Raw genomic sequence first — 16533 nt, forward strand, 5'->3', positions numbered from 1 at the left:
GATTTCTCCCGAGTTGGAAGATGTGGTAAATCAGAAAATCACAATTCCAAGATTCGGCAATGCTGAGTCCCTCAATGTAGCTGTAGCCACTGCCATAATTTGTGATAATGTCAGAAGACAGTCTTTTATCAACTCCCAAAAGCCACTTTAAATCATGTCCAAGTTTAGACAAACATTGAAAAGGGCCGGCTTGAATACATTTTTCTTTTTGCTGGTCGGGATGATTTTTCTGGCAAAATTCTTTCCTGATTGGGGGACAGCAGAAAGTCCATTACCCCTTAAAACCATAACAGGTGCCGGTATATCCCTTATTTTCTTTTTTTATGGGGTCAAGCTTAGCCCACAAAAATTAAGAGAGGGCCTTTCCAGTTGGAAATTACATCTTATGGTCCAATCGACCACATTTTTGATTTTTCCATTGATTATCCTGGCCCTATATGCCGTTTTGGGCAGTGAAGATAGTTATCTGTGGTTGGGTACTATTTATTTGGCAGCATTGCCATCTACTGTTTCTTCCTCAGTGGTGATGGTCAGTATTGCAGGAGGTAATCTTCCTGCAGCTATTTTCAATGCCAGTATATCCAGTATGGTAGGGATATTCATCACACCGCTTTGGATGGATTTGATATTGCCGGAATCCGCAGTGGGATTTGACCTGACAGATACCTTTATCAAACTGAGTCTTCAGGTTTTGTTGCCTGTAATCATTGGATTGTTTGTCCATCCCTATCTGATTAAATTTGTCAACAGGCATCAGGCAGCCCTCAAAAACTTTGATCAGGCAATTATATTATTGATTGTTTTCACTGCATTTGCCGAGTCATTTGCCGGCAATATGTTCGAGGGGCATAGCGCAGGGGAATTGGTTTGGTTGGGAATATTAATGTTGGGATTTTTCTTTTTGATGATGGGATTGATGTACATGATTTCCAGGTTTTTAAGTTTTTCCAGAGAAGATATGATTACATTGGTATTCTGTGGCAGCAAAAAATCCCTTGTCCAAGGCGCCGTCATGGGCAGAGTGATGTTTCCCGACCCGGTTGTCTTTGGTGTGATCCTTCTGCCCTTGATGGTGTACCATTCTCTACAGTTGATGGCCGGTTCGGCTATTGCGCAGAGGTTGGGGGAAAAGAGACGTGAGATGTGAGATGTGAGATTTGAGATTTGAGAAACAAGAGATAAGAAGCGAGAGACGAGAAACGAGAGGTGAGTTTGAAGGATAAGGGATAGAGGTGGTGGCGTCATTGCGAGGAGCACTTGGAAAACTTTGGTATATTGAATAGTCCTTCGTGCGACGTGGCAATCTCTTTATATGAGGGGAGAAGGTAGATTTTAGATTTTGGAAGGTAAATGCCGTAGGCCCGTCCGACTGGTCATCCGGGCGGGCATGACCAAAATTATAGCCCTGTAATTTATTGCCGGGATTGGATTGATATCGAGTCACAAAAGTACCGTAGGTACGGAAGATTTAACCAAGAACCAAGAGGCGAGAAGCGAGAAGCGAGATACGGGATGGAAAAATGCCTTAGGCATGACCGAAATTTTAACCCGGTAATTTATTGCCTGGATTGAATCGATATCGGGTCACCAAAGTACCGTAGGTACGGACGAAATTAACAAGAGGCAAGAGTTAAGAACCAAGAAGCGAGAGAAGAGAAATGATATGCGGGCTGCGAAAAATGCCGTAGGCATGACCGAAATTATAGCCCGGTAATTTATTGCCGGGTTTGAATTGATATCGGGTCACCAAAGTACCGTAGGTACGGACGATATTACCAAGAGCCAAGAAGTGAGATTTTAGATTGAAGAAATCACTCAATAACCTTTTAATCTGGCACGCTAGACAAGTTTTAATTTTAAAATTTTTCAATTTTAAAAACTTACAATCCTACAACTCCACAACTTCCAACCCTGCTATCTACCTCCTCGGCAAACTCTCCAACACCAACCTCACCAACTCTGCCTTCTGGTCATTTTTGATCCAGCGGGCTACGATGACCAGGTCATTTTCTTCGTCTACATACACCATGTTGGTTCCGGCTCCCAAATGAAAAAAGGCGGATTCCGGAGCTGCGGGGATTTCCTTTTTATCGGTGTTCAGAAAATAATTCATAAATCCATAATTGGTCTGAACAGGAGTAGGTGTGCGGGATTTTTTTATCCATTCTTCGGAAATGACCTGCTGTCCGTCCCAATTTCCATTCCTTAAAGTCAAATAACCAAATCTCGCCTGGTCATAGGCATTGATAAACATGCCTCCTCCCCAATGAGAACCCCCACTGACTGATTGAACGATATGCCCATCCAGTACAATATAAGAATTTTCATAACCGGTCCATCTCCAGGTAGGGCTGGCACCGATTTTATCCATAACCTGCTCTCTGAGAACCTGTGGGAGTGGTTTTCTCCAGACATTCAAAGCGGCCAATGCCAAAACATTCACTCTGGTGTCATTGTATTTGTAAACTGTTCCGGGTTCATGTCTTTCCCTGGTCAGCCAATCTTCAGAATAACCCTGCGGTCGGTCAGCCCAATCAGGCTTTCCCCAAAGTGTCCCTTCCCAATCCGATGTTTGTCTTAATAAATGTTCCCAAGTGATTTTTTGATTGTGAGGGGTTCCAAACAGGTCAAAGACATCTTCTTCCATCAGGTGATCGGATTTATTCATCATTGCCCTTTGGGTGTCATAAGGAATAATGGGACCGATATAGGGATATACCAGATCCTTTTCACTTTTGATTAAACCTTGGTCAACTGCTAGTCCAACCGTAGTGGACAAAATGCTCTTGGCCACACTGAAAGTAAGGTCAACCCGATTTGGGTCTCCCCATTTTCCGATAATGTATCCTTTATAAACAATCAGGCCCGCAGCCTCACCACGGTCTTTCATAGGGCCTACCGGGAATCCAAAAGGTTCTCTCCCAAATGCACTTTGATAATGTGCAATTTTCATATTTTTATCCGCATCACTTTCCTCTCTTATTGCAAAATCGATGGCAGACTGTATTTTTTCACCATCCACTTTCAACTCAGCAGGACTTTTTTGTTGCCAATCTCCGAATGGTGGAAAATAGACAGATTGGGAATTGGCGTCTATTGAAAGACTGAAGAATATGAGGAAAAAACTGATCTTGAAAATGTTCATGGAATTTGAGTTTATCATGCAAAATAGTCCATGTAATAGAAGAATTACTCAAGTATTACAGTATTCGATGAATAAAACTTTAAACGGTATAAAAGAAAAACCTAAATTGGGTAAATAAACAATTTGGATTGAAAATGGTCTTTTAGATAACGGTTATGGTAAACACAGAAATGGAAATATATATCATCGGAGCCGGTATCTCAGGTCTTGTTGCTGCTTATGAGCTTGAGAAGGCGGGATTTAGCCCAGTTATTTTGGAATCCGAAAAATCGGTAGGGGGAAGATTAAGATCTGATTATCAGGATGGGTTTATTTTTGATCGGGGATTTCAGGTTCTATTGACCGCTTACCCAGAAGCACAAAGGTATTTGGATTATGAGTCATTGAAACTCCAAAAATTCGATCCCGGAGCCATTATTATCAGGCCGGGAAACTTGTTTGCCATTCATGACCCCTTACGCAATCCCTTAAAAATAGTCAGTATGGCTTTTTCAAATGTGGGTACTTTTATGGATAAAATCAGAATGTTTAAACTGACCCGATCTTTGAAAAGCAAAACCGAGGAGGAGATTTTCAATGAACCAAACAAGACAACTTTGCAGTTTTTGAGAGATTATGGGTTTTCTGAGAAAATTATTGAAAACTTCTTTATGCCCTTTTTCAAAGGTATTTTTCTTGAGAATGAACTGGAAACATCTTCCAGGATGTTCAATTTTGTTTTCAAAATGTTCTCTTTGGGACAAGCAGCAGTACCGGAGAATGGCATGCAGGCCATACCGGATCAGTTGAAAAGGAAATTGACCAAAACCATATTCAGACTCAATACCCCTGTAAAAACAATAGATGGAAATCTTATTGAATTGTCTACAGGAGAAAGGATTCACGCGGATAAAATTATCATCGCCACGCAACCGGACAAATTTCTTCCGCAAATCAAAGGGGAGTTCAAACCCTCCCGAAAAGTAGTCAATTTGTATTTCAGTTTGGAAAAATCTTTTTTTGCACGTCCCATGATAGGTTTGGTTACAGACAAACAATTTTTGGTGAATAACCTTGTGTTTCTGACAGATGTAAGTAAGTCCTACTCAAAATCCGGTAGAGCGCTTTTATCTGTCACCATCACCAAACCGGTGACAATGGATGATAAACTTGAAAAAATGGTCACAATAGAACTGGAAGCACTAACCAATATCAAATCCGAACATTTTAAATTTGAAAAATCCTATGAGATTGAAAATGCGCTCCCCCAGATTGAAGACATGAAATCCAGCATCCACTCAAGTCAAGCAAAGATTTATGATGGAGTATTTTTATCCGGTGATTATTTGCTGAATGGATCAATCAACGCAGCAATGACATCCGGTCGAAAGGCCGCAGAAGCTGTTATTTTAAGTAGTCAACCCACATATTAATTGAAAAAGACAATAGCAATTGCCGGAGCGGGAGGTTATATCGGGAGATGGTTTATCCACCATTTCAAGGATAAATACAAGATCATTGCATTGAGCAGGAGAGACGCCATTCAAAATCCCGATCCTGATGTGGAGTGGCGCAAAGTTGAATTGTTTTCGATCACGTCAACTATTGAGGCTCTTCAAGGTGTGGATTATGTCATATATCTGATTCACTCTATGGGTTCTCTTACAAGACTCAATCAGGGGAGTTTTGAAGATACAGACTTATTGTTGGCAGATAATTTTGCCAGGGCAGCCGAGGCCAATAAAATCAAGCAGATATTATACTTAGGTGGAATACTTCCCAAAGAAGTGTCAGAGGAAAAAATCTCCATACACTTGAGAAGCAGACTTGAAGTAGAGAAGACCTTGGGAAGTAAAGGAGTGCCTGTGACCGCTTTGAGGGCAGGTATCATCGTGGGTCCAGGCGGTTCATCATTTGAGATGGTCCGAAATCTTGTCAGAAAACTGCCGGCCTTGATGTGTCCCAAATGGACCACATCGCAGACTCAGGCAATTTCACTTAGGGACACGATGACCATTATGGATGTTTGTTTGGGAAACCCGGACGTCTTCGGGAAATCCATCGAGATCGGCAGTCCGGAGATTCTCACCTACAAAGGGATGTTAGAGGAAACTGCCAGGGTGATGGGGAAAAAGCGTTGGATTTTCTCAGTACCGGTTTTTTCTGTTGGCCTTTCCAAACTCTGGGTTTCATTTTTTGGCGAAACACCGATGAAACTTGTATCGCCTTTGGTCGAAAGTCTGAAGCATACCCTCACCCTTTCGGAAGACCTTAGATTCAAGGAAAAAGAAATAGATTATCTATCATTTACAGAAAGTGTGGAGGAAGCTTTGAATCCTGAAAACAAACTCCCCAAATTACCAAAATTCAAAAATGAAAGAGATGTCAGAAATACGGTACGTAGTATTCAGCGCATGCCAAATACCCGGCATAAAAGTGCACTTTGGGTAGCCAATAGGTACAAAGTCTGGCTACCGACTTTTTTCAGATTTCTGATCAAAGTCAAAAAAAATGAAAGAGGGGATATTGGTTTTTTTATGCTGAATGAAACTAAACCCATGCTGCAACTGACCTGGATTCCTGACAGAAGTGATATCAAGCGTCAGTTGTTTTATATCACAGGAGGATATCTCGTGAAGAGATTTGACTATGGATGGCTGGAATTCAGGGAAGTAATGAACGGCAGGTATATGATATCTGCGATCCACGAATTTGTACCCAGATTGCCATGGTTGGTTTACATCAATACCCAAGCAAGAATACACCTTTGGGTAATGAACAGGTTTAGGGATTATTTGGAAAAATATAAAGGGTTTTGATTTTTAAAAGCCAACAGCTTTATCATCACCTCTTCGATCGGCACCTCCCTCTAACTTTCCGTTGGGCAAAACCAGGATGGCATCCACTTTACCTAATATCGGTGTGTAACCCTCATTAATATTGTATCCTTTGAGTTTAAGAGCCTTCAGCGTTTCTTTGGAGAAGCCTTCCGGTTCAAAATTGATATGATCCGGTAGCCATTGGTGATGGAATCGAGGGGCATCTACGGCCTCTTGCATGGTCATATCAAATTCTGCTACATTGAGAATCGTCTGTAAGACAGAGGTAATGATTGTAGAACCTCCCGGAGTTCCGACAATCATAAGCAATTCCCCGTTTTTCTCCACAATGGTCGGAGTCATGGAACTGAGCATTCGTTTTCCGGGAGCAATCGCATTGGCATCAGCACCTATCAGCCCAAACATATTGGGCACACCTGTTTTGGCACTGAAATCATCCATTTCATTGTTCAGGAAAAACCCCAGGTCATCACAATATAATTTGGAACCATAAGCCCCATTCAGCGTGGTAGTAACTGCTGTTGCATTTCCGAACTGATCAACAATGGAATAATGGGTCGTTTCGTCACTTTCCATAAATTGGATAAACCCATGGGAGACGTCAGAAGAAAGTGTCGCTTGATTTATTTTGAAATCGGAAATACGGTCTTTTAGATAGTCTTTGTCCAACAAGGTCTCCATAGGTACCGCCACAAAATCAGGATCTCCCAAAAAATAATTTCTATCAGCATAGGCCCTTCTTTCAGCTTCGGTTAACAATTGAATATATTCCTGTGAATTATGAGGCATTGAATTTAGGTCAAAATCTTCCAACATTCCTAAAATCTGCGCCAAAGTAACGCCCCCACTACTTGGAGGTGCCATAGAAATGATGGTTATGTCTTTGTAGGAAAAGTGGATTGGATCCCGCCACTTGGCTTCATAAGCAGCCAAATCTTCCATCGAAATGATCCCTCCTTTTTCTTGAAGAAAACTGACCAACCTTTCAGCCGTTTCACCCTTGTAAAAATCATCTCTGCCATTTTTTGAAATCCGTTTCAAAGTCTCAGCCAATTCAGGATATTTGATGGTGTCATTTTCTATAAATACTGTTGCAAACAATGTTTGATCCCCACTGACTTTCACAATAGATTCCCTGTTACCTGCCAATCTTTGCGCTTGCTTTTCGGTCACAATCACGCCTCTTTCGGCCAAATCTATTACCGGTGCCAAAATAACTTCAATTGGCAAAGAACCCAATTTTCGGTGGACTTCAAACACACCGGCGATTGTACCGGGTACACCAACAGCCAATGCACCCAAGGTGCTCAGGCCGGGGATTACCTCACCGTCTTCGTCTAGGTACATATCCCTGTGAGCAGCTAAAGGGGCTTTTTCCCTGTAGTCTATTGACCCACTTGTTCCATCAGCCAACCTATACACCATAAATCCCCCACCGCCCAAATTGCCGGCAAATGGATAGGCGACCGCCAGTGCCAACTCAGTAGCAACCATGGCATCAAATGCATTACCTCCTTGTTGCATCATTAACAATCCGATTTTGGAGGCTTCTTCTCTGGCCGAAACAACCATTGCCTTTTCGGCAATCAGACCTCTTCCTTCATTGTTGAATTGCCCGGAAGAATTACAGCTTCCAAGAAAAACCAGCGTAAAAAACGTGACGGCGGTGAACAGGTTTCTGATCATCATATCAATCGATTAGGGTTTCGTTGAAGAGTTTCAATATCCGTTTGTATTCATCTGTCCAACTGCTTGGCTCCACAAAACCGTGGTCTTCAACAGGATAAACAGCCATTTCCCAATTGTCCTTTCCCAGTTCTATCAGCCTTTGTGCCAGGCGGACCACATCCTGAAAATGAACGTTGACATCCACCATCCCATGGGCTATCAAGAGATTGCCTTTAAAACCTTCGACAAAATAGATAGGGGAGGATCTTCTATAGGCAATTGGGTCATTGAAAGGTTCATTGAGGATATTTGCCGTATAGCCATGGTTATAGTGCGCCCAATCAGTCACAGATCTTAATGCTGCGCCGGACTTGAATACCTCAGGGGCATTGAATAGTGCCATCAAGGTGATGAATCCGCCATAACTTCCTCCGTAAATTCCTATTTTCTCCGGATTGACCCCAAGGTTGTCAACCATGTATTTTGCTCCGTCCACCTGATCGGAAAGGTCTTTTCCGCCCATGTGTCTGTAAATACCTGTTCTCCAATCCCTGCCATAGCCTGCACTTCCTCTATAATCTATATCCAAAACAGTATATCCTAGGTCGGTGAGCAAATTATGGAACATGTATTCCCGAAAATAACTAGACCACCATTTATGGACATTTTGGAGATAGCCTGCACCATGAACAAATATCACAGCAGCCCCATTTTTCTTTCCTGACTCGGGAACATATAATCTTGCAGGAACCAACTCTCCATCAGAAGCCTGAAATGTGATCAACTCGGGATCTCTCCAATTATATGATTTAAATGCCTCGCTTTGACCAGAGGTCAATTGTCTGGGTTGTGATTTTGGGGTGTTTGGTTGAAGGTATAATTCCCATGGCTTATCACTGTATGAATACAGGATGGCCATGTTTTTTTCATCAGGTGATAGGGAAACATTATTGTTTCCGGTCATTGAGGTCAGTTTTTCTATTCTGCCACCCATCAATGACATCATATAAAAATGTCTTTCACCGGGATGGACTTCAGAACTTGTAAAGTACCAATATTTGCCATTTTTGGAGATTGAGGGATCAAAAACCTCAAACTGACCGGAGGTCAAAGCGCTTTTATTTCCAGAAGTGACATCCAAAATATAAAGATGTGAATACCCCGTTTCCTCTGATTGGAAGTGAATATGTTTGTTGTCAGGAAGCCAACCAAAAGTTCCGCCTCCAAAGCCCCAACCCATTCCCGGACCGCCGATCCAGGCCTCATCTCTTTGTCTATCCAATGTTTTCAATTCTCCTGACTTTAGGTCAATCAGGGCAATCCACCTGTCTTTGTTATCAGCGGACCGGATATTGACCACAGCATTTTTACCATCATTTGAAAATACCGGTGCTGAAAGCGAAACAGTTCTTTCTTTTTCCTCCCATTCTTTATCAGGGTAATCTTTGACATAATCAGGCAAATCCATGATTCCGGGAAGATTTTTGGTGGAAATAAAATAGACTGTATCTTTTTTCAGGTCGTAAATAGCCAATTCTACAGTGGTAGGTTCATCACCAACTTTCGTCCTCGCAGGAAGGTTTACAGTATACCCTGAAGCATCTGTGTAATCCGGAACATTGGTTCTTTTGTTATCCGGTCTGGAAAAAAACAGCATGGTGGCATATTTCTCATCAGGGGACAATTGGAGATTTGCCAATGATTTGCCTTTTAGATAAAACGAAAAAGACTCTTTCTCTTTAATGGCTTCAGTATAGGATTTTGTTCTTTCTTTTTTATCCTCCCTTTCTTTGATCACAGAAAGCAGGGAAAGGTTATCATCTTTTAGCCATTTTTCTCTTTCTTCTGATTTATCTTCTTTTTCCTGTGGTTTTGATCCTGAATGGATAGAAGTTACTTTTTGAAGTTTCCCTGAGCTGATGTCCAATACATACAGGTTATTGGATGATTCAAAAGCAAATCTGTTTTCATTGGCCAAAAATGTAGGGTTTGAAATTCTATCCCCAAATTTGATCAGGCTGTTTTTGGTCTCTGAGGCAATATCATAGATAAAAATCTCGCCGTTTTTGGCATATATTTTTTTTGTTTTGGCCAGGTTCGTCTTGGCGTGTAAAGGTACCCGGTCTCTTTGCTCTTTGACAGATACTTTTACAGGTTGTTCGTTTTTGCCAAGTGTGATTTTATGCAGGGAATCAGCGGGATCATTATCAGCCCTGTACATAAAGTAGATGGTTTGTCCCTTTTCATCCCATTGGATATTGGAAGGGGATTTCCCCATCCAGATAGGATCCTGCATGATTTTCTCTACGGTCAAAGTTTCCTGACCGAATAGAGAAATCTGAAATACTAACAACAGGATAAATGGTAAGAGAAAGCGCTTTTTCATAACCAAAGGTGAATTTTTAGAAAATGGACAATACCAAATATCTTGGATAAAGTCTGGATATTAAAGCGAAAAAATGGGGAGAGGTTAAAAAATAGTTTTGATTACAGAGATTCAAGAAATGTCTGAAGCTCTTTTTCAATAATTTCAATATGTTCTTTCAGTTCGGAGAATTTATCCTGGGAAGTCTCAAGATCGGATTCAATGGATTCCAGAATTTTCCGTGTCTGTATAGCCCCGATATAGCTCATGCTAGGTTTGGCTTTGTGACACCTTTTCTTGATCATGCCCCAGTCATTGGAAGCATAGAGGTCTTCCATGTTTTTTAAATCCTGAAGATTTGAATCCAATATGATTTGGATCATTTCCTGCAGCATTTCCTTGTCGTCATCGCCAAAATACTGAAAAATAGTCTGTGGGCTAATAAGCTGATACATAAAATATTTGTATATCTGATTTTTGTATATAATATTCAAATTTATGTATTTCAAAATTAAAAAAACTAATTTCGACTTTTTTTTTTAAAAACCTTACAAAAGTGGCGATTTTACGCATTGAATGCACTTTTTCCGGTTTGGTCAAAATAGGATTTCTAACTTCGAAATTCAAAAGATTGGTTTAATTTTGATATTCGAAACAACCGACTGCAAAAGTAGGTTTCTATTGTTGAAATATATGAAAAAAAATAAAATTATATTTTTGGTTTTGGCGATTCTATTTGCAATTGCCATGGCATGGATAGGTTTGGATATGTCAAAAAAAACAACTTTTCCCGGTTCCAAAGGTAATCTCAAAGAAAGAATCGCCCCATCCGATTCCCTTAAAAAGCAATGACAAAAAAGCAGAGAATTGATATAGATAAAATTGACCTTGATAAAATGAAGGAAAAGACAACGGACATTCCAAGTCTTTTACCTTATGCCCATCAAAGTGGCAGTGCGATCATCAAACCTGAAGACAAGGGGAAAATTACAGGCAGGGCTGTAGCGGCCATGCATTCTCAAACTGATATGCAAATGGCCCAAATCTATCAACAGATGCAGCTATTGGCAGATCAGGCGAAAATTATTCAAAAGCGTGTAGAAGTTTCCGAGCGTATTTACAAAACATCAATGGGTTTTGAACCATTGATCAACCACCATTATTTTTTGTATGAAAAGGAAGATGAAACAGATTTTTTAAGTTTGATAGCTCCTGAAGAATGGGGGAGAAAGAAAAGCTTTTCGAAATTTATTGCTGAGGTCAAATTATTGGCCGACCATACTTGGGAGATTGTCAGAAAAGGTGATTAATTTGTCCCAATGCATCAGATCAAAGTCCAGCATCTTTTAGATATCCTGCATCAGTCAGATTTGCCACTTGATGTTGATTTCCATCTTGCGGTAAATTCAGACTACTTAAAAGGTAAGGGCGAAACTTTTTTGAATACTGTATTTGAGTCGTTAGAGGGTAAGGGCCAAAAACCTGTCTTGGAACATTTGAAATTTGATTTCAAAATTAACAGGTATTTATTTGTATATGATGATGCAGTCCATTTTAACAGATATAGGATATCCACACTAAAAACCGACCTTTATTCAACTTTTTCATTTCCCTGGACAGACAGTTACAAAAGACTTTGCAGGACATTTGAAAAGGAATGTATCAAAGCAGGTCTTCAGGACCGGATATGGAAAGGTCCACCTATTGCTTCCAAGATTTTCGGAAAAAGCGAGGAGCCCGGCGACCTTTCAGGCAATGGTTCATCAGGTTGGAAACTCAATGCTTATAATGACGCTCAATATGACCTGGTTTCCAGGCTACATGGATACAAATTGATCCGCATCCCCGAATATGAAAACATCATGATCGGGGGCAGCCTCAAAAAAATTGATGACCTGTTGCTGAACCCAAAAGAGGAATATCAGAAAGCCATCCTCAATTGGATTTCAAGAAAAGTTCAATAATCACTTTTGACAAATTAGGAGAACAGACCATAAATTTCCCTATCCACTCTTTGTACTATAGATGCAAAATCTTCCTGATGCTCCACAAAGTCCATCTGATTGACATCAATGATCAGAAGTTTACCCTTGTCATATCCACCGATCCAGTCTTCATAATGACTGTTGAGATTTTTGAGATAGTCGATTCTGATGGCATTTTCGTAGTGCCTTCCTCTTTTTTCGATCTGGCCGACAAGTTTTGGAATGTCAGCTTTAAGATAGATCAAAAGGTCAGGAGCTTTCACAAAATTGATCATGGAATGGAAAAGGTTGAGATAATTCTCATAATCCCTTTCTGAAATCAAACTGGATTTGTAAAGGTTGGCGGCAAAGATGTAGGCATCCTCATAGATGGTTCTGTCCTGAACCACTGATAGACCTGCGTCTCTTATTCTTTTGATCTGATTGAAACGGCTGTTCAAAAAATAAACCTGAAGGTGGAAAGACCATCGCTTCATGTCTTCATAGAAATCCGCCAAATAGGGATTGTTTTCGACTGCTTCCAATTCCGCATTCCATCCATAATGTTTGGCCAATTTGATGGTCAGGGTAGTTTTTCCACTACCGATATTTCCTGAAACCGCTATGTGCATATTGTGTTCTAATAGTTATCCGCTTCTTTGCCAGTAACCCAATATTCTAATACAGACATGACGGAAGACAGAAGTCGGAAGACCGAAGATGACATTTTAGTCTCCAGGCAAGAATTTTATTGAATTACCACTTTGCTGGCATCTTTGCTTAATTTTTTTTTTAATTTTTTTCGAATCTTTCTGAGATTTTCAACTCTTTGCTTCCTGCAGTGTATTTATAAAAACCTTCACCGGTTTTGGCTCCTTTATATCCTGCTTCTACCATATTGACCAATAGAGGACATGGGGCATATTTGGGATTGCCAAAGCCATCGTGTAATACCCTCAAAATCGAAAGACAGACATCCAGGCCTATAAAATCAGCCAATTGTAATGGCCCCATTGGATGTGCCATACCCAACTTCATCACAGTATTGATTTCTTCAATCCCTGCCACTCCTTCATATAAGGTGTATATGGCTTCGTTGATCATAGGCATCAATATCCTATTGGCCACAAACCCCGGATAATCATTGACTTCAACCGGCACTTTTCCGAGTTTTTTAGCCAGGTCCATTACCTGACGGGTGATTTCATCTGAGGTGGCATAACCTCTGATTACTTCCACTAACTTCATGACAGGAACAGGATTCATAAAATGCATACCGATCACTTTGTCAGGTCTTTTGGTGACTGCACCGATCTTGGTGATGGAAATTGAGGAGGTGTTGGTAGCCAATATTGTTTTTTCAGGACATAGTTCATCTAATTCTCTGAACAGATCCAATTTGATCGAAATGTTTTCAGTTGCAGCTTCCACTACCAAATCAGCATTTTTTACACCCTCAGACAAGACTGTAATTGTTTTGATTTTGTCCAGAGATTTTGCTTTGTCCTCTTCTGATAAAGAACCTTTGGAAACCTGCCTATCGAGATTTTTGGAAATGGTCGCCCTAGCCTTGTCAAGTGCTGACTGATCGATATCAATCAGGAAAACCTGATATCCAAACTGTGCAAAAACATGGGCTATACCGTTGCCCATGGTGCCGGAGCCGATTACTGCAATATTATTCATGTATAGATGGGTTTATATTCAATAACTTAACTGATTCTGTGAAAAAATGTCCTTATGAAGGACAGCATTTTCTTTTGATCTTATGCCCAAATCTACTTTGATTAAGAAGTAAATCCAATTCCTGATGGCATAATTTGGTTAAGCCTATCTTGTCATTTTCATTATCATGAGATTTTAATTTCATGTTTTTTGGATTTTGTTGTTTTAGACCCAACAGGATTATTTATTCCTTGAAATATGACAATGTAGGGTTAACTTTGGGACATGAAAGAATTAGGAATTGTCAACAGTCTTTTAATCAATAGGTTTACTCCAAACGGTGCATACCTGGCACTTCAAGAAGGTGGGGAGGTACTTTTGCCGAAAAGTTATCTGAAAGGAGAAGAGAAAGAAGGTGAGGAGATTGAAGTTTTTGTTTATACTGACAGCGAAGACCGGCCCGTGGCTGTTACCAACAGACCGGTGGCATTGTTGGATGAATTTGCGGTGATGGAAGCCAAAGAAATCACGAAATTCGGTGCATTTGTAGATTGGGGACTTCCCAAAGACCTTTTTGTCCCAACGGCTGAAATGGGAAAAAATATGGTAGTCGGTGGAAAATATCTGGTAAGAGTTTGCCGTGATTTTAGAACAGATAGATTGATTGGGGTTTCCAAATATGAGGACTTTCTGATCAAGGATACACAAGGTTTTGAGGTAGGGCAGGAAGTAGAAGCCTTGGTTTTCGATGAGACTGATCTTGGTTTTAAGATACTGATAGAGGATAACTTTGAAGGACTTTTATATAAAAATGAGGTATTCCAAAATATTAAGAATGGGGATAAGATCAATGTATTTATCAAAAAGCGGAGAGATGATGGTAAATTGGATCTGCAGCTTCTACCGACAGGAAGGGTAAAATATGAAGAAGGGGCTGAAAAAATTCTGGAAGTTTTAAAAATCCGGAAATTTTTGCCCCTTCATGATAAATCATCCCCTGAATCTATCAAAGAGTTACTGGGAATGAGTAAAAAGCACTTCAAACAGTCTATTAGTCAACTGTACAAAGCCAAAAAAATATTGATAAAGCCTGATGGTATTGAACTCGTTTAGTCCAATTTTAATATTTCATTAGGAGTGGTACAAAGCACCGCTTTTTCTCTTTTGATGGCAATGGGTGCTTTTAGTAAATGGGGATTTCTGATCAGAATGTTCAGCCAACCTTCTTCGTCCCAAGATCTACCGGCAATTTTATTTTGGTAATCGGGATGTGCACGGTTGAGAAGGTCCTTGGGGCGGAGATTTAATTTGACCAATATTGACCTCCACCCGGTCATCGTAATTCTTTCTTTTTCTATATTGATTTCATTGATGTGCTTTGCCACAGTTTGGGCATAGGCCCTCATCTGTTTATCCACATTGTGAGAGGGATTGTAATAAAAGAACAGTTCATTTGGATGCATCTTCATAGTCGTGCGAGATAGGGGAGATTAATATAAGCTTTTATGATTTAAAAACAAAATATATAATCGTATAATATTACCTTTACTTTAGTAAAGTTTTAATTATTGAATACATGTATTTAGAAAATTTCAAATATCTGAGTAATACAGAATATAATAATCATCTTCATAGAGATGAAGATGGGGATTTTGTTTTAAACAGTTCTCCCCGCCCTTTTTTGAATATTGACAATACCTGCCTGGTATATGAAGAAAGGCACAAGAACTGTAAAGAATATCCCCCACCAATAGAAAAAACATTCATGGGAATTTGAATTTAACTTTGCAAAACACTTTGGTTTGTCCTGCAGTGTTCGGGATATTTCAAGACTTTGAAAAAGATTTTAGGAAGTAAACCAATCTCTTTACTATTTTAGTGCCTTGAACCTATTGAAGAAATAACCATGGATAAAGAGCAAGAGCATTTTTTGGGTGTCGATGTCGGTGGAACCCACTTAAAAATCGGACTGGTAAACAAGCAAGGAGAAATCGTTTCATTTGATAAGATTGATACGGCACCTTATAGGGATGACCCAAAAGGATTCAATGTCAGGTTTACAGAAGGGATGGCAGACATCCTGAAGAAATACCCGGAAGTAAAAAAAGTGGGAATTGGTCTTCCGGGTCTTATATCCAAAGACAGAACCACTACTTTGGAAATTCCGGCTATACCAGGTCTCAACGGGTTTAACCTGAAAGGGGAATTAAAAAAAATGTATCCCGGGATTTCCTTTTATTTGGAGAATGATGCTGCTGCGGCCGCTATCGGAGAATATAGATATGGAAAAAACAACCCACCCGAAAATTTTCTATTCATTACCATGGGGACAGGCATAGGAAGTGCTTTTGTGCTGGATGGTGAGATTTTTAAAGGTGCCAGAGGTAATGCAATGGAAATGGGGCACATGTTGTCAAGGGGAAATGAAGGACTCGAAAAACTGGTAGGCAGAAACGGCATACTCAAAATAACAGAAAGGTTTATTCAGGCTTATCCCAGGTTGGCAGGAGACCTTGAAAACAAGGAATTGGGAACACATCTATTGGTAGATACCGCACAGGCAGGTAATGAGGTATCTTTGATGGTTTTTGAGGAAGTTGGTAGAATTTTAGGAGAAGCCATTGTTTCTGTCATCCGCGTATTGGATGTGACAGACGTATATTTCGGAGGAGGTATTTCGGCAGGTTTGGAATTTATGATGCCTTCCATGGACAAAACAGTAAGACAATACCTTACACCCTATTACGTAAAAGATCTCAATCTCAAGAAAGCCACCCTTAGAAATGATGCAGGTACACTAGGTGCTGCGGCGTTGTGTTTTATGGATGAGGAGTAGGAGGATTGGATTTAAGATTTTAGATTTTAGATTTAAGATTTAGATCCCATCTCGCATCTCGGTTCTCGCAT

At 40.2% G+C, this 16533-nt stretch carries 16 protein-coding genes and 1 pseudogene; 10 read left to right on the top strand and 7 right to left on the bottom strand.

The genetic code is table 11. The features are described 5' to 3' along the window. Both ACEW8O_RS22190 and ACEW8O_RS22195 read left to right on the top strand, forming a co-directional pair. Positions 1-151 (top strand): annotated as a pseudogene (locus tag ACEW8O_RS22190) (RNA methyltransferase); the annotation flags it as partial. Between the two features lie 3 nt (positions 152-154). After that, the gene (locus ACEW8O_RS22195; RefSeq protein ID WP_373496821.1) at positions 155-1147 is read left to right on the top strand and encodes a bile acid:sodium symporter family protein; all 993 of its coding nucleotides are present in this window, start codon (positions 155-157) and stop codon (positions 1145-1147) included. Positions 1148-1918: 771 nt separating this feature from the next. Here ACEW8O_RS22195 and ACEW8O_RS22200 read toward each other — a convergent pair. Then, entirely contained in the window at positions 1919-3145 is a 1227-nt protein-coding gene (locus tag ACEW8O_RS22200; RefSeq protein WP_373496822.1) for a serine hydrolase domain-containing protein, read from the bottom strand. 155 nt (positions 3146-3300) lie between these two features. Here ACEW8O_RS22200 and ACEW8O_RS22205 point away from each other — a divergent pair, with 155 nt between their 5' ends. Then, the gene (locus tag ACEW8O_RS22205; protein WP_373496823.1) at positions 3301-4557 is read left to right on the top strand and encodes an NAD(P)/FAD-dependent oxidoreductase; all 1257 of its coding nucleotides are present in this window, start codon (positions 3301-3303) and stop codon (positions 4555-4557) included. After that, positions 4558-5943 (top strand): NAD-dependent epimerase/dehydratase family protein, encoded by a 1386-nt coding sequence (locus ACEW8O_RS22210; protein ID WP_373496824.1) that lies wholly within the window; start codon positions 4558-4560, stop codon positions 5941-5943. It abuts the gene before it with no gap. A 3-nt stretch (positions 5944-5946) separates the two neighbouring features. Here ACEW8O_RS22210 and ggt read toward each other — a convergent pair whose 3' ends face one another. The 3 genes from ggt to ACEW8O_RS22225 form a co-directional block, all read right to left on the bottom strand. Next, positions 5947-7653 carry a gamma-glutamyltransferase gene (gene ggt, locus ACEW8O_RS22215; RefSeq protein WP_373496825.1) on the bottom strand — a complete coding sequence of 569 codons (1707 nt, stop codon included), beginning with the start codon at positions 7651-7653 and terminating at the stop codon, positions 5947-5949. Between the two features lies 1 nt (position 7654). Then, positions 7655-10018: a prolyl oligopeptidase family serine peptidase gene (locus ACEW8O_RS22220; RefSeq protein WP_373496826.1), complete on the bottom strand. Its 2364-nt coding sequence runs from the start codon at positions 10016-10018 to the stop codon at positions 7655-7657. Between the two features lie 101 nt (positions 10019-10119). Then, complete coding sequence (locus tag ACEW8O_RS22225; RefSeq protein WP_373496827.1) at positions 10120-10452, bottom strand: Hpt domain-containing protein; 333 nt, start codon at positions 10450-10452, stop codon at positions 10120-10122. 238 nt (positions 10453-10690) lie between these two features. Between ACEW8O_RS22225 and ACEW8O_RS22230 the strand changes: the two genes are divergently transcribed. The 3 genes from ACEW8O_RS22230 to ACEW8O_RS22240 are packed head-to-tail and all read left to right on the top strand — an operon-like array spanning position 10691 to position 11961. Beyond that, a complete protein-coding gene (locus ACEW8O_RS22230) occupies positions 10691-10849 on the top strand; it encodes a hypothetical protein (RefSeq protein WP_373496828.1) in 159 nt (52 codons plus the stop codon). Next, positions 10846-11307 carry a DUF2452 domain-containing protein gene (locus tag ACEW8O_RS22235; protein ID WP_373496829.1) on the top strand — a complete coding sequence of 154 codons (462 nt, stop codon included), beginning with the start codon at positions 10846-10848 and terminating at the stop codon, positions 11305-11307. The genes ACEW8O_RS22230 and ACEW8O_RS22235 overlap by 4 nt, the downstream gene beginning before the upstream one ends. Before the next feature lie 9 nt (positions 11308-11316). After that, positions 11317-11961, top strand: a complete 645-nt coding sequence (locus ACEW8O_RS22240) for a hypothetical protein (protein ID WP_373496830.1) — start codon at positions 11317-11319, stop codon at positions 11959-11961. Positions 11962-11975: 14 nt separating this feature from the next. On the opposite strand, the gene ACEW8O_RS22245 is transcribed toward ACEW8O_RS22240, so the two are convergent. Beyond that, entirely contained in the window at positions 11976-12593 is a 618-nt protein-coding gene (locus ACEW8O_RS22245) for a deoxynucleoside kinase (RefSeq protein WP_373496831.1), read from the bottom strand. Between the two features lie 160 nt (positions 12594-12753). Next, positions 12754-13647: a 3-hydroxyacyl-CoA dehydrogenase family protein gene (locus tag ACEW8O_RS22250; protein ID WP_373496832.1), complete on the bottom strand. Its 894-nt coding sequence runs from the start codon at positions 13645-13647 to the stop codon at positions 12754-12756. A 264-nt stretch (positions 13648-13911) separates the two neighbouring features. Between ACEW8O_RS22250 and ACEW8O_RS22255 the strand changes: the two genes are divergently transcribed. After that, a complete protein-coding gene (locus ACEW8O_RS22255) occupies positions 13912-14739 on the top strand; it encodes a S1 RNA-binding domain-containing protein (RefSeq protein ID WP_373496833.1) in 828 nt (275 codons plus the stop codon). Here the strand turns inward: ACEW8O_RS22255 and ACEW8O_RS22260 are convergent. Further along, positions 14736-15095: an arsenate reductase family protein gene (locus ACEW8O_RS22260; protein WP_373496834.1), complete on the bottom strand. Its 360-nt coding sequence runs from the start codon at positions 15093-15095 to the stop codon at positions 14736-14738. The genes ACEW8O_RS22255 and ACEW8O_RS22260 overlap by 4 nt on opposite strands. Positions 15096-15202: 107 nt before the next feature. Here ACEW8O_RS22260 and ACEW8O_RS22265 point away from each other — a divergent pair, with 107 nt between their 5' ends. Then, positions 15203-15403 (top strand): hypothetical protein, encoded by a 201-nt coding sequence (locus ACEW8O_RS22265; protein ID WP_373496835.1) that lies wholly within the window; start codon positions 15203-15205, stop codon positions 15401-15403. Positions 15404-15532: 129 nt separating this feature from the next. After that, on the top strand, positions 15533-16462 hold the full coding sequence (locus ACEW8O_RS22270) for an ROK family protein (protein ID WP_373496836.1): 930 nt from the start codon (positions 15533-15535) through the stop codon (positions 16460-16462). Positions 16463-16533 lie beyond the last annotated feature (71 nt).

Source organism: Aquiflexum sp., assembly GCF_041749095.1.
In the GTDB taxonomy this organism is placed as follows: domain Bacteria; phylum Bacteroidota; class Bacteroidia; order Cytophagales; family Cyclobacteriaceae; genus Aquiflexum.